Origin of the sequence: Gleimia europaea ACS-120-V-Col10b, assembly GCF_000411155.1 — a bacterium.
GTDB lineage: Bacteria > Actinomycetota > Actinomycetes > Actinomycetales > Actinomycetaceae > Gleimia > Gleimia europaea_B.
The window spans coordinates 26,412-39,234 of the sequence record NZ_KE150267.1; the positions used below are offsets into that span (position 1 = coordinate 26,412).

10 protein-coding genes and 1 riboswitch are annotated in these 12,823 nt (G+C 57.3%); of the genes, 7 read left to right on the forward strand and 3 right to left on the reverse strand.

What is annotated here, in order from left to right:
- Positions 1–41: 41 nt before the first annotated feature.
- The 3 genes from HMPREF9238_RS07220 to HMPREF9238_RS08685 form a co-directional block, all read right to left on the reverse strand.
- Entirely contained in the window at positions 42–344 is a 303-nt protein-coding gene (locus HMPREF9238_RS07220) for a hypothetical protein (RefSeq protein WP_016444800.1), read from the reverse strand.
- Positions 345–490: 146 nt separating this feature from the next.
- Positions 491–1,000, reverse strand: coding sequence for a hypothetical protein (locus HMPREF9238_RS07225; protein WP_232217639.1), 510 nt, complete (start codon positions 998–1,000; stop codon positions 491–493).
- A gap of 176 nt (positions 1,001–1,176) precedes the next feature.
- Positions 1,177–2,370: an RHS repeat-associated core domain-containing protein gene (locus HMPREF9238_RS08685; protein WP_016444802.1), complete on the reverse strand. Its 1,194-nt coding sequence runs from the start codon at positions 2,368–2,370 to the stop codon at positions 1,177–1,179.
- A 140-nt stretch (positions 2,371–2,510) separates the two neighbouring features.
- On the opposite strand from HMPREF9238_RS08685, the gene HMPREF9238_RS07235 reads away from it, so the two are divergent.
- The 7 genes from HMPREF9238_RS07235 to HMPREF9238_RS07265 all read left to right on the forward strand — a co-directional run bounded on the left by HMPREF9238_RS07235 (position 2,511) and on the right by HMPREF9238_RS07265 (position 12,754).
- Positions 2,511–4,343, forward strand: a complete 1,833-nt coding sequence (locus tag HMPREF9238_RS07235; protein WP_016444803.1) for a cell division protein PerM — start codon at positions 2,511–2,513, stop codon at positions 4,341–4,343.
- A gap of 69 nt (positions 4,344–4,412) precedes the next feature.
- Positions 4,413–5,204: a phosphoribosylglycinamide formyltransferase gene (gene purN / locus HMPREF9238_RS07240; RefSeq protein ID WP_016444804.1), complete on the forward strand. Its 792-nt coding sequence runs from the start codon at positions 4,413–4,415 to the stop codon at positions 5,202–5,204.
- A gap of 51 nt (positions 5,205–5,255) precedes the next feature.
- A riboswitch (ZMP/ZTP riboswitch) is annotated at positions 5,256–5,340 on the forward strand.
- 14 nt (positions 5,341–5,354) lie between these two features.
- Positions 5,355–7,034: a bifunctional phosphoribosylaminoimidazolecarboxamide formyltransferase/IMP cyclohydrolase gene (gene purH / locus HMPREF9238_RS07245; protein WP_016444805.1), complete on the forward strand. Its 1,680-nt coding sequence runs from the start codon at positions 5,355–5,357 to the stop codon at positions 7,032–7,034.
- A gap of 61 nt (positions 7,035–7,095) precedes the next feature.
- Positions 7,096–7,368, forward strand: coding sequence for a hypothetical protein (locus HMPREF9238_RS07250; RefSeq protein ID WP_016444806.1), 273 nt, complete (start codon positions 7,096–7,098; stop codon positions 7,366–7,368).
- A gap of 263 nt (positions 7,369–7,631) precedes the next feature.
- Positions 7,632–9,911, forward strand: coding sequence for a 6-phosphofructokinase (locus HMPREF9238_RS07255; protein ID WP_016444808.1), 2,280 nt, complete (start codon positions 7,632–7,634; stop codon positions 9,909–9,911).
- Positions 9,912–9,947: 36 nt separating this feature from the next.
- Positions 9,948–11,618 carry a glucose-6-phosphate isomerase gene (gene pgi, locus HMPREF9238_RS07260; protein WP_016444809.1) on the forward strand — a complete coding sequence of 557 codons (1,671 nt, stop codon included), beginning with the start codon at positions 9,948–9,950 and terminating at the stop codon, positions 11,616–11,618.
- Positions 11,619–11,767: 149 nt separating this feature from the next.
- Entirely contained in the window at positions 11,768–12,754 is a 987-nt protein-coding gene (locus HMPREF9238_RS07265; RefSeq protein WP_016444810.1) for a malate dehydrogenase, read from the forward strand.
- The last annotated feature ends 69 nt before the right edge of the window (positions 12,755–12,823 follow it).

The window sequence follows — 12,823 nt, forward strand, 5'->3', positions numbered from 1 at the left end:
GATCTTTCTATTGGCGGCGTCTAACGCCTCTGTTGCTCTAGTTACTTTTCTTGCGCACCGTAGCTGACTATTTCATCATTTACATATTTGAAGGTCTCTGCTCCAACTTTGACGGAATTTTCTGCAACCTTGCCTTCTAGACCAGGGAATGGTCGTAGAGAAACATCTTCGGGGAGCATACCTGCCTTGAAAATTTCACTAGTCATGGCAGTGCCTGCATTGACCGCACCCACTGCATTCGCGGTTCCCCAGCCTCCCCACGAGAAGTTCTTATTTTCGTCAACCAATACTTCGGTTACATATCCTGCATTGGCTCCAACCATTTCACCCGATGCGCTACCCACGACACTTCTTGCAGCGTTGGCTAGCGCAACATCGGAAGAATTTCGTGCCGCTATTTCCGCTGCAGCGTGGTATTGAGATCTACCGTTCAACTGTGACCAGAAACTGTTAGTTGCATTTCGTACTGCTTTGTCCGTACTTGTCGCAACTACGTCCTCGGTGGTTGGACTAGCGCGTTTAACTTTGCGAGATCCTCCGGATGAGAATTGTAGTATTTGCGCTGATTGTCATAGGCCTTCCAGGCTAGGTCATTTCGTGTCATTTGGGCTTCGTCTTCCCAGCTGGGGTCATCTGGTGATACTCCGGAGAGTGCGAAGCGGCGGTGTTGGAGTTCTTCCATTATCCGGATGAAGGCCAGCGTGTAATCAAAGCGCGTGTAGTCCAGGTTGATTTTCTTGTCACCTTTGTAGAGCTTGTAGCGCTGATTGGCAACACTGAGTTTGATGTCGGTGATTTCGTCGAAGCGGACTTCCTTGTAATAGATGTGTCCGAATTTTGACCAGACTTTGTCCTCATCTACCCCGTAGCGGCGGAACAGCCCTATAGCTGTCAGTGTGTACATAAACAGGGCCATTACGATTGGTGCGATGACCGAGGCGAGGTCGTCGTTGGTGCCTCGGAAGTAGGCGGGTGTCATGACTAGGATTATCAGAGTCATTATGAGTGATCCCGGTATTCCTACACCCAGTAAAATTAGTGCCTGACTGAACACTCGCGGCTGTTTGGGGTACTTGCTCATCTTCCGCAACAGGAGCGGCAAGTTCGTAGTATACGGAGATACTATGTTCTCGTCTGGCCCGAACTTCATCGGCTCAACCATTGAATAATTTCCTCCTATTTTCCTAGTCCGTCTTTAAAGCCTGACGCGATCCCTTGAGCCAAATTGACAGAATGGTCAACGCCCATAGTGACCCCATCCACGCTATCTTTTTCAGTAGCATTCTTAATGTTGTGACCAACAAAATCAACAAACGATCGTTGCGTGGTGTCAACAGCACTCTTGAATACGCCTCGACCCACCTTCTCGCCAAGGGAGGCTGTATTCGGATCTAAAGGCATAGGATTGACGCCAAACGTGAGAGCACTTGCATGCGCTTTTGTAGCCGCATTGACTAGACTCTTTGCGTTACTTGTTGCCAACCCTTCAACAGTGAAATTCTTGTTTGCGTCTATTAGTGTTTCTGTTGCGTATCCTGCATTGGAGCTCACAACTTCACCAGCCATATCGCCTAGCAGTTTCCTTGTGAAGTTATCTGTGGCCATATTGAGGCTATTTTTAGCCTCTTTCTTCACTGCCTGCTGGATTGCTGACGTTCCATTCATTCGGGACCAGAGTCCTGTCCCAGCCGAACGCACCTTGTCTACATTCCCATGCGTGAGCAGGGCTTTTTGAGCTGCTGGGGATGCCTGGGCCATCTTGGCGCCAATTAGGTTCGAAACGCCCATAGAAACAAAGCCGGTGACTGCTCCAACAGTCGTAGCAATTCCTACCTTCTTCCAGTCGATAGGCTTGTTGGAGATTTTCTGCGTAAGCAAGGATGTTCCACCACTAACCAAGCCTCCAGCCCGGGCGCCAGCCACCAGGATTCCGCCTACACCCGTGGCTGCAAGGGCAACTCCACCAATAATCGCTGCTCCCGCAAGGGCGTATTCCCAATTGTCCGCAGCAAACCCACCGATGCCCCTATTTCGGTTGTCGTTATACGCGGTTAGTGCACTGATGTCGCTATCTGTAATCGGACTCAGACCGTAAGGGTCGGTTAGATTTAGTGGCGTATTAGCCGCGTAGTTATATGCGTTTGCCGCCCAAAGCGTAGCCGGCGGTGCGGCGACAGGATCCTGGGTTAGGAAAGATGCGGTGTTCGGATCGCAAAGCCGGGCTCCCATCCATTCCAGACCAGCAATGGCTATTTGTCCACCAGCAGTTAGCCGGAGGTAGTCCGGAAGTTGCGAATTGATAGTTCCGATAGAGCTGCCGTATGGATCCAGCGGATCAGTGATGCTTTGAGGGCGCCATGCGTCCGCCACAATATCTGCGCTCAGGGTGACAGTTCAACGACGTGGGGCCGCCCTTTTGTGTTGCTCCCACGCGATAGCAGTGTCGCGTTTGGTGGACACACCGGCAATTCGCTGCGATAAAGCCGGAGGTTTGAACCAAGATAGAAACGATGCGAGAAAACACAGGGGATCGAAGCGAGCGCGAGCACGCGCACCGACCGAGCAAGAAAGAACGGGAAGCTAACGAGCGCAAGTTAGCTCGCAAGGCGCATGCCGATAAGGTTCGCGAGCGGGTTTTGCAGCAGCGTCGCCGCGACTACGAGACCGGTGTGTCAACCCCGCGGCGGGACGCCGAAGATTTACGGCGCGCCATTGCGCAGGCTCGCAGTCGCCAGAACCGACGCGCAGCAGATCCTCGGACGCCACACGAACTTCCAACCGAGCGTCTTACCGACGTGGAGCTTGCCCTTATCGAGAAAAATCTCCTAGACGAGCTGGAAGCGACGTCCTCGCAAATCGAAATCGACGGTGATGCGGGCGCGCCGGTTGAAGAAGAACAGTTCGCTCAAACCTCGCAAGAGGTAGAGGACGAAACGGCGGAACGAGCCGATGATTCTGCAACGGTCGCGCGCGTGCCCATGGAACGCAGAGTCATTGTGGTGCGCCCACCCACAGGCTGGCCGCAGATACTACTTGCGGCCCTCGAAACAGCGTTCTTCTCGTGGGCGCTGATCGCCGCGGTGGCGCTGGTTAGCTTCCTCGTTAACGCGTCAAACCCGTGGATGATGGAAGCCGATTGGAACTCTGCAATCTCGGTGGGCAGTGATTTTTGGGCGATGTCATATGGTGCCAGCGTCAAGATCGCCGGCGCCAGCTACCGGCTGATTCCGCTGGGGCTGACAGTTCTGCATGTGGTGCTCGCCAGAGCAGGATTAGCGAGGGTGAACACGGCAAGCTGGCGTGGTTCAGCACTATTTATACCCGCCTACCTCGTGGTCGTGCTTGTCTCGGCAGCGTTTAACAAAACGAGCGCATCTCTCCTGCAACTGATCCTTGGAAGCGTCTGCGTGGCGACAGTCGCATGGGTGTGGTCACTGAAATCGCAGGAGTTGGATATTGCATCCAAACCGGGTGTGGGCCCGTACCTGCGCGGCTTCAACGATGGCGTAATTGGCTTTGTTGGACTCTTCCTGGTGGGAATAGTGACTGGCCTTGTGGGCATTGTTGCCGGATGGAATCGTGTAAAAGGCATAGCGGAGCTACTTAACGCTTCGGTTTTAGACTCTGTGATCATCTGGAGCACGCAGGCTCTTTACCTTCCCAACGTGGCCGGCTGGGCCGCGTCTTGGCTAATGGGGCCGGGCTTTTACACGGCTTCTGACACTATCGTTACGCCTTCGCGCGCAGATGTAGCGGCGATTCCCGCGATTCCGATTCTGGGTGGTATTCCGCAAACCGCAGTGGGAATTTGGGTGGTACTCATCCCCATCACGCTCGGTATTTTGCTTGGTGTGGCCGCAGTGAAGTGGAGGCAGGAAGAGGATCTTGCCGATCACCTGGTACACGCCTCCATGTATGTGCTTACCGTCCTAGTGCTGGTCGCGGTATGGATGGGCCTGTCCGTGGGAAGTCTGGGCGTTGCTCGCATGGGGATTTTGGGGCCGCGCCTGGTATACGCCGTTGCGTTCGCTGCGCTAGAGGTTGGCATTAGTGCCGCGCTAGTGTACTCGCTGGCACACCCGTTCTTCCTGGCTAAGTACGCGCAGGCAGGAGCTGACATGTCCCGCGTGACGCGTTCGGCCGCCAAGAAGATAAGCCGAAAGAAGAACGCCGATCTTGCGAACCCGGAGCTAGATGCAACGGAGGAAGTTGAGCCGAAGAACCAGACTGAAACGGGGCAGCCGCAGGAACAAAATGATCAGCCAGCCCCTTCCTCGCAAATGGAGAACTCCGAGGCAGATTTGGATGAGGAAGTTCCAGGCGGCCAGAACGCGACAAAGTGAGACCGCGTTTGACGAAACCAGTTGAGGATTTGAAACTAGTTATCGGATTATCGCCCTCAAGGAGCAACAGTGACGACTTCCGCAGAATCTCCCATCAAAGCGGCGGGCGCTAACATGAGCGCAGCGCAAGCAGGTATCGCGGCATCGGGCCTCAAGGTATCCCCGCCCGTCCACGCCATGCCAACGCAGACCACGGGGGAGCGAGTTCCCGCAGCGGGCACACAATACTCGCCGTCGCAGTCATCCGCAGGAGTGAAGGCCGCGCGCCTAGTAGTGCTTATCTCCGGCTCGGGTACAAACCTGCAGGCGCTGATTGACGCGTGTGAAGACCCGGGATATGGGTGCGAGGTGGTGGCCGTCGGCTCGGATCGACCCGGAATTAAAGGCCTGGCACGAGCTGAAGAGGCCGGCATCCCCACATTTGTTGAACGCGTGAGCGACTACGCCAGCCGTGAAGAATGGGACACGGCGATAACCGAGGCGGTGGAAGACTTTGACCCCGACCTCGTGGTTTCGGCCGGTTTCTTGAAGCTACTTGGCCCAGAGTTTTTGAATACTTTCGATGGCCGGGTGGTTAACACACACAACTCGCTGCTACCCTCGTTTGCCGGTGTTCGCGGTCCCGCAGACGCCCTCGCTTACGGCGTCAAATACACGGGCGCAACCCTATTTTTTGTGGATCCGGGCATGGATACGGGCCGCGTGATCGCTCAGTGCGTTGTCCCCGTAGAGGCAGGTGATACTCTCGCTGAGCTTCTGGAGCGTATTCAGGTAGCTGAACGTCGTCAACTGGTTGACACTGTTGGCAAAATGATGCGCGAGGGTTGGACTACGACAGGCCGCTGGGTGGAGGTAGGCTAGAGCCTCATTTCCTGGACATTCCTTAACCTGTGAGAGCAGGTTCATTACACTGAAGGTGGCCGTGACTGGCGCAGGTGGATCACCACCGGGGAGCGGCCTGGCAGTGCCTTCAACGCCGCCCGCCTGGGTGTGGGGCAGGATTGGATAGGAATGATGTCTGCAATTAAACGTGCCCTTGTTTCTGTTTTCGATAAGTCGAACGTAGTGGAGCTGGCGAAGGCTCTGGCAGACAATGGGGTGGAAGTTGTTTCGACGGGTTCAACTGCCCGTTTGATCGAAGAGGCCGGAGTTGCGGTTACTCCCGTTGAGAAAGTGACGGGTTTTCCGGAGTGCTTGGGAGGGCGGGTAAAGACTCTACATCCGCGGATTCACGCGGGTATTTTGGCTGATCGGACAAAGCCGGATCACGTGGAGGAGCTGTCAGAACTGGGGGTTGATCCGTTTGACCTCGTGGTTGTGAACCTGTATCCGTTTGCGCAGACGATCGCGTCGGGTGCCACGTTTGCAGAGGCAATCGAACAGATCGATATTGGCGGCCCAACGATGGTGCGCGCGGCGGCGAAAAATCATGCCTCTGTTGCGGTGGTGATTGATCCTTCCCGTTACGGTGAGGTGATCGAGGCGGTGAAGGCCGGCGGTTTCACGGACGAACAGCGTCGCCGTTTGGCTGCGCAGGCGTTTGCCCACACGGCAACCTATGACGCGACGGTTGCTACCTGGTTCGCGCAACAGGTTGACCAAGACAGCGCCGGCGAGGACGATGAGACGCCGCTTCCCGGGTTCTTGGCAGGTACATGGGAGCGTCTGGACACGCTTCGTTACGGCGAAAACCCGCACCAGCGCGGCGGTGTGTATGTGAACGCTGGTGCCGGCTTTGCAGGTCGTACGGAGACTGGCGGGCTGGCGCGTGCAAAGCAGCTGCACGGCAAGGCAATGTCTTACAACAACTACACGGACGCGGATGCAGCCTTGCGAGCGGCATATGATCACGACGAGCCTTGTGTAGCAATCATTAAGCACGCTAATCCCTGCGGTATTGCCGTTGGCGCGGACGTGGCGCAGGCTCACCGCAAGGCGCACGCTTGTGACCCAGTGTCCGCGTTTGGTGGCGTAATCGCGGTGAACCGTCCCGTGTCGGTAGAGATGGCCAAGCAGGTTGCTCCGATCTTCACCGAGGTTGTAGTGGCTCCGGCGTTCGCAGACGGTGCTCTCGAGATCCTTTCTCAGAAGAAGAACATTCGCCTCCTAACGGTTGAAGCGCCCTCGCGCGGAACCGTTGAGTTTAAGCAAATCACGGGAGGCCTCGTAGCTCAGGACCGTGACGATGTGAACGCAACCGGTGATGACCCCGCGAACTGGCACCTAGTGTCGGGAGCCCCGGCTGATGCGGCGACGCTTGCGGATTTACAGTTCGCGTGGAAGACGGTTCGGGCGGTGCGGTCTAACGCGATTTTGCTGGTAAAAGATCAGGCGTCGGTGGGCGTTGGAATGGGCCAGGTTAACCGCGTGGACTCTTGTGCTTTGGCGGTGGAGCGCGCGAATACCCTCGGGGGCCGTGAAACTGGTGATGCCGCGAAGGTTGAGGCGGGAGTCGGTGGCGCGTCGAGTGCGGATCTCAAGGTGGGGCAGGCGCCGCGTCGCAGCGAGGGAGCCGTGGCAGCCTCGGACGCGTTCTTCCCGTTCGCTGACGGCCTGCAACTCTTGATCGACGCGGGTGTGAAAGCCGTGGTACAGCCGGGCGGTTCCATCCGCGATGAGGAAGTGATTGCGGCAGCCCAAGAAGCTGGGATCACTATGTACTTCACGGGCAACCGCCACTTCTCACACTAGAATCACGCAACAGCATTAAGACTGCGTATCGACGCGCCCTCTACCCGATAGGATGGAGGGCGTGTCGAGTAAAAAAGCAGTGATTGCGGCCGGAATCATCTTGGTGGCGGCCTGTATTGCGGGCCTGACAGCAATGGCGCTGTGGGTGAGCGTGCGGGTAGCGCTGTGGGGCGTGGTCGCGTTTTTTGTTGCATTGCTTGTGATTCGTATTCTGGCGCGGGACTACACATGGTTGCGGGCGCGTTCCACCCTGTTTGACGCCCTATTCTTGTCCGCTGTTATCGCGGGTCTAGCGCTAACAATCTCGGCGGCTACAACCCCATCACCAGTGTAATCACCGTTTAAGCATCCAAGGCGCCCTGAAATGGCGCCGCAGTTTAATGAACTGTCGCATTTGAAAACTTTGGTTTGAGGGAGCGAATGACAATTCCCGGAGCTGCTCGCAATCTCAATCCTGTATTAGCCGGCGCAGAAGCCGCGTTCTTCTACGAAGCTGCACGTTTTACCGACCTTTGCAGAGATTTGCTGAACATTTGGCAAAATGTGTGTCAAACAGTCGATAATAGGAGTGGTCTTGTTTCTAGTTTGGAGGTCTAGATGACACCGTCTCCTGATTTGAAGAAACGCGTAGGCGTGCTGACATCGGGAGGTGACGCTCAGGGAATGAACGCGGCTGTTCGCGCAGTGGTGCGCACTAGCCTCGAAATGGGCGCCACGCCGTATGCAATTTTGGAGGGCTGGCAGGGCGCTGTTGAAGGCGGCGAGCGAATCAAGGAAATGGCGTGGTCCGATGTTTCCTCAATTCTGAACGAGGGTGGAACCGTGATCGGTACGGCCCGAAGTCCCGAGTTTTACGAGTATGAGGGGCGGCGCCGCGCCTGCAAGAACCTGTTGGAAAAGGGAATCGACCGGCTAGTGGTGATCGGTGGTGACGGCTCGCTGACCGGAACCAACGAGTTCCGCAAGGAATGGCCCGGCCACGTTCAGGGCCTGCTGGAGGCCGGCGAAATCACGCCGGAGGTGGCCAACGCTCACTCTGCCCTCATGATCGTGGGGATTGTCGGCTCGATCGACAACGACATGGTGGGCACCGACATGACGATCGGTACGGACTCGGCGCTAAACCGCATCGTGGAGGCGATTGACGACATCTCGTCAACGGCTGCCTCCCACCAGCGCATGTTCGTCATTGAAGTTATGGGACGCCACTGCGGCTACCTGCCGCTCATGTCAGCAGTCGCGGGAGGCGCGGACTACGTGTTCACACCCGAAAATCCGCCCACGCCCGGCTGGGAAGATGACATGTCGGAAAAGCTCCGTTTAGGCCGCGAAGCCGGCAGGCGCGAGTCCATCGTGATTGTCGCCGAGGGGGCAAAAGATTCGGAAGGCAACCGGATCACGTCCGCGCAGGTTGCGCAGGCTATTGAGGCGCGCCTGGGAGAAAAACCGCGCATCACGATCCTCGGGCACGTTCAGCGCGGTGGCACGCCCTCGGCGTATGACCGGTGGATGCCAACCCTCATGGGCTACGGGGCGGTGCAAGAGATTTTGAAAGCCACGGCGGACACGCCAGCGAACATCATTGGGGTGCGCAAGAATCGGCTGACGCGCATCCCGCTAGTTGAATCGGTAGAGGCCACCCGCAACGTTGCCGAACTTGTGGCAAACAAAGAGTTCGATAAGGCCATCGAATCAAGGGGCGCCTCTTTTGTGAAGATGACGCGCATTAATCAGATTCTGTCCGAGCCGCCGGGCAATACCGCGATTCCCGAGGGAGCAAAGCGGGTAGCTGTTATGCACATGGGCGGGTTGGCTCCGGGCATGAACACCGCTGCGCGCGCCGCTGTGCGCATCGGTCTGGATAAGGGCATGCAAATTCTGGGCGTGCAGGGCTCCATGTCCGGCCTCATGAATGGAAATGTGCGGGAGCTGACCTGGTCTGACGTTGAAGGCTGGGCGTTCAAGGGTGGGGCCGAGCTTGGCACGCGCCGCACCATGGCGACCGTTGATCAGTACTATGCGATTGGGCGCGCCATCGAGGAACATAAAATCGACGCGTTGCTTCTGATTGGCGGTATGAATGCGTACCTGTCGATTTACGACATGTTCCAAGAGCGCGGGCGCTACCCGGCGTTCAACATCCCCATGGTGCTAGTGCCAGCCACGATCGATAACAACTTGCCGGGCGCGGAGCTCAGCATCGGTGCGGACACGGCGGTCAACAACGCGGTGTGGGCGCTGGATCGAATCAAGGAGTCTGCAGCGGCGTCACGGCGCTGCTTCGTTGCGGAAACGATGGGCCGCAAATGCGGTTACCTGGCTCTCATGGCGGCGATTGCTAGTGGCGCCGAAAAAGTGTATTTGAACGAAGAACCTACCACGCTCGCCGACATTTCCAAGGACGTTGCCTACCTGAAACAGTCGTTCCGCGCCGGTCGGCGCCTGTTCCTCGTCGTGCGAAACGAGGAGGCCCATCCCGAGTACAACCGCGAGTTCCTCGCCCGCGTTTTCGAATCCGAGGGAGAAGGCTTGTACGACGTGCGCCACTCTGCCCTCGGACACCTGCAGCAGGGCGGCGCACCGTCCCCGTTTGACCGTTTGCTTGCAACCCGCCTCGTGTACGAGGCAATCGAGGTGCTGGACGCAATTTTCGAGCGCGGCGGTGATGACGCGTGCTACATCGGCGAAGCCGGCGGCAAAATGCAAGCATTTCCAGTCAGCCGCATGATGGACCACCTGGACACTAAGAACCGGCGCCCCTTTGACCAGTGGTGGCTGTCTATCGCAACCGTCATCCCGGTTGTGTCGATGCCGCGCGGGGACGTGATTCCCGTGGAAATCCCTATCGAAGACGCCGACCATGTCGTGACATACTAGATTTCATAAGCGTTAATACCCAAAGAAGGAATGACGATGACAACCCCAGTGAACCCCACGTCCACGAAAGCATGGAGTGAGCTTTCTGCTATTGCGAAGGATTTCGCCCCGGATCTGCGAGGCTGGTTTGCCGAGGATCCCGGTCGCGTAGATCGATTCACGTTCGACGCCGCTGATTTGCGCGTGGACATGTCGAAGAACCTTGTGACCGATGAGGTTGTCGAGGCGCTCCTAGATCTAGCTGAGCAGACAAACCTGCAAGAGCGCATGGAGGCCATGTTTAGCGGTGAGCGCATTAACGTAACGGAGAATCGTTCCGTGTTGCACACTGCGCTGCGGCTGCCTAAGGAAGCATCGCTTGAAGTTGATGGGCAAAACGTGGTGCAGGACGTGCATGAGGTTTTGGATCGCGTGTATGCTTTCGCGGAAAAGGTACGTTCTGGCGAGTGGGTTGGCGTAACCGGAAAGCCGATTGAAACGGTTGTGAACATCGGCATCGGGGGCTCTGACCTAGGCCCCGTCATGGCTTACGAGGCACTGAAGCCGTATGCGAAGGAAGGGCTCTTAGCTCGCTACATTTCAAATATTGATCCAACGGATGCGGGCGAAAAGACGAAGGACCTGGATCCAGAAACTACACTCGTGATCGTCGCTTCCAAGACGTTTACCACGCTGGAGACGCTCACGAACGCGCGCGTGGTACGCGAGTGGTTGCTAAACGGCCTCGAAAAGTCGGGCGCGCTTGAAGGTAAATCAAAGGCCGAGGCGGTGCGCAAGCACTTCATCGCCGTGTCCACGGCCCTGGATAAGGTTGAAGAGTTTGGCATCGACCCGCAAAATGCGTTCGGTTTTTGGGACTGGGTTGGAGGCCGCTACTCGGTTGATTCTGCGGTGGGTACTTCGCTAGCGATCGTGCTTGGCCCGGAGGCTTTTGAGGAGTTCTTGGCTGGCTTCCACGACATGGATGAGCACTTCCGCACCGAGCAATGGGAATCTAACGTTCCGGTGCTCATGGCTTTGCTGAACGTGTGGTACACGAATTTTCTTGGCGCTCACACCCACGCTGTGCTCCCATACTCGCAGTACCTGCACCGTTTCCCCGCGTACCTGCAACAGCTTACGATGGAATCCAATGGCAAGAGCGTCACGTGGGACGGCAAGCCCGTAAACTACCAGACTGGAGAGGTGTTCTGGGGTGAACCTGGCACCAACGGCCAGCACGCGTTCTACCAGCTGATTCACCAGGGCACCCGCCTGGTGCCCGCTGACTTCATCGCGTTTGCTAACCCGGCGTGGCCGCTGCGAGACGAGGATGCGGACATGCATGACCTCTTCCTCGGCAACTTCTTTGCCCAGACCAAGGCGTTGGCATTTGGAAAGACTGCGGATGAGGTTCGCGCCCAGGGCACGCCCGAACGCATTGTGCCGGCCCGCGTGTTTGCGGGTAACAAGCCGACAACCTCGATTATGGCGCCGGTGCTCACTCCTTCGGTTCTGGGGCAGCTGATAGCCCTGTACGAGCACATCACGTTTGTGCAAGGAATCATTTGGGGTATCGACTCCTTTGACCAGTGGGGCGTTGAGCTTGGTAAGGAGCTTGCACGTGAACTAACGCCAGCCGTTGCGGGAGACCGCGAAGTGGTTGACGCGCAAGATCCGTCCACGAGGTCGCTGATCAACTACTACCTGGAACACCGCGACAAGTAACCGGTAAATTGCGCTAACGCCCTCGCATTCGCCGCCCAAAGGTGCACTGAAAGCGGGGGCGTTTGTTAACTCTTCGGTGGCGTGCGCGATACGATAGGGGAGGTGGGTCACTTGACCCTATCTGTCTAAAACGTAAGGAGAATTCCACTATGACAGAAGCTCGCATCGTAACCGTCACTGGCGCAGCTGGAAACATCGGCTACGCACTGCTGTTCCGCATCGCATCGGGCGCTGTTTTTGGCAAGGACGTTCCTGTAAAGCTGAACCTTCTTGAAATCACGCCGGCTCTGAAGGCCGCTGAAGGCACCGCGATGGAGCTTGACGACGCAGCATTCCCCCTCCTCGAAGGCGTTGACATTTTTGACGACGCGAACAAGGCGTTTGCTGGCACGAACGCGGCGTTCCTAGTTGGCGCTCGCCCCCGCACGAAGGGCATGGAGCGCGCCGACCTGCTCGAGGCAAACGGTGGTATCTTCGGCCCGCAGGGCAAGGCGATCAACGACAACGCGGCTGATGACGTTCGCGTGCTCGTAGTTGGCAACCCGGCTAACACGAACGCTCTGATTGCTTCGGCAGCAGCTCCGGACGTACCGGCTTCGCGTTTCACCGCAATGATGCGTCTTGACCACAACCGCGCAATGTCGCAGCTGTCTCACAAGCTGCAGGTGCCTTCGCGCCTCATCAAGGACATGGTTGTTTGGGGTAACCACTCGGCAGACCAGTTCCCCGATGTCACCTACGCTCGCGTTGATGGCAAGCCGGCGAAGGACTTGGTTGACGAGGCTTGGCTGGACGACTACTTCGTCCCCACCGTCGCAAAGCGCGGCGCAGCCATCATCGAGGCACGTGGTGCTTCCTCGGCAGCTTCGGCAGCTTCCGCAGCGATCGACCACATGCACGACTGGGTAAACGGTACGCCGGAAGGCGACTGGGTAACCTCCGGCTCCGTATCTGACGGATCCTACGGCGTACCCGAAGGCCTCATCTACGGCTTCCCGGTAACCTCTACCGGTGGCGAGTGGGAGATCGTTAAGGGCCTCGAGCTCGACGATCGCCAGAAGGCTGGCATTGCACGCAACGTTAAGGCTTTGGAAGAAGAGCGTGACGCCGTGCGCGCCCTCGGCTTCGTAAAGTAAGCAGATAACGCTAAAGGCGGCTCGCAGCTAGGCGCTTTGGTCTAGCCTGTGAGCCGCCTTTGCTATGCA

What these genes read in the sequence shown, in the direction of transcription:
- purH (WP_016444805.1), top strand. Translation starts at nt 5,355, where the DNA reads ATGATGTCTGCAATTAAACGTGCCCTTGTTTCTGTTTTCGATAAGTCG.
- pgi (WP_016444809.1), top strand. Translation starts at nt 9,948, where the DNA reads ATGACAACCCCAGTGAACCCCACGTCCACGAAAGCATGGAGTGAGCTT.
- HMPREF9238_RS07225 (WP_232217639.1), bottom strand. Translation starts at nt 1,000, where the DNA reads ATGACTCTGATAATCCTAGTCATGACACCCGCCTACTTCCGAGGCACC.
- HMPREF9238_RS07265 (WP_016444810.1), top strand. Translation starts at nt 11,768, where the DNA reads ATGACAGAAGCTCGCATCGTAACCGTCACTGGCGCAGCTGGAAACATC.
- HMPREF9238_RS07235 (WP_016444803.1), top strand. Translation starts at nt 2,511, where the DNA reads ATGCGAGAAAACACAGGGGATCGAAGCGAGCGCGAGCACGCGCACCGA.
- HMPREF9238_RS07255 (WP_016444808.1), top strand. Translation starts at nt 7,632, where the DNA reads ATGACACCGTCTCCTGATTTGAAGAAACGCGTAGGCGTGCTGACATCG.